1 protein-coding gene is annotated in these 407 nt (G+C 35.9%); it reads right to left on the bottom strand.

Annotated elements, in window-relative coordinates; genetic code table 11:
* A partial coding sequence (locus tag IU405_RS00035; protein WP_197436634.1) for a hypothetical protein occupies positions 1-407 on the bottom strand: 407 nt, incomplete at both ends.

Below are 407 nucleotides of genomic sequence, written 5' to 3'. Positions count from 1 at the left end.
GAATAGCCTTCAGCTACAATTTCAAAGCAGGTGTCGTGAAAGAAGAAGATGAAATGCTCATATTTTGAAAATTGTTCGTCTTTGTGATATGGATGGACAGAATTCATCTTTATCAATTCTTTTATCCATTCCGATTCGGTCACTTTTTGAATTGAGTAAGATTGAAGTCCGAGTTCGTATAATGGATGTCCGTTAATCGATTCGTCATTTGGATTTCCAAATTTGAATTGCGCAAATCGGTCAAACTTGACGGTCACAATTTTTTCATCATTTTCTGTCCGCATATGAACTGTAGAACCGTCCCAATTAGGGTCAACGTTACTCACATAGAAAATCAGATAAATATGATGTTCATTTGATAAAATTGTAGGCATTGGTGCTCCAACGTCAATGTCAAAATCTGCTTT

The sequence above is a fragment of the Polaribacter sp. BAL334 genome (genome assembly GCF_015767435.1).
Lineage (GTDB): Bacteria > Bacteroidota > Bacteroidia > Flavobacteriales > Flavobacteriaceae > Polaribacter.
This window is presented reverse-complemented; position numbering and strand designations above follow the sequence as displayed.